This is a genomic window from Xenorhabdus entomophaga (assembly GCF_037996725.1).
Lineage (GTDB): Bacteria > Pseudomonadota > Gammaproteobacteria > Enterobacterales > Enterobacteriaceae > Xenorhabdus > Xenorhabdus khoisanae.
In genome coordinates, this window is the sequence record NZ_JBBMXH010000542.1 from 1 (window position 1) to 223 (window position 223).

Below are 223 nucleotides of genomic sequence, written 5' to 3' on the forward strand. Positions count from 1 at the left end.
GCCTCAACGTTATGCAGAGATTACCAGCCTGAGCAATGGACTGGCCAGCAGGTGTCTGAGTCGTTGGCCTATATGGTGCCGGCATCAGCGAAAAGTTATCCGCTTTACCTGTCGGACACGCAGTTAAGGGTGACACTCTCGGCTGATGCCTTCGGGCTGACGGTGACGTTAATCGTGCTTGCCCGTATCGCCGCGCTGAATGAGCGGGATGCCTGTCGGTTTT

Annotated in this window: 1 protein-coding gene; it reads left to right on the forward strand. The window is 56.1% G+C overall.

Annotated elements, in window-relative coordinates:
* The coding region (locus AAC854_RS23995; RefSeq protein WP_340619224.1) for an antirestriction protein at nt 1–223 on the forward strand (223 nt) is incomplete at both ends.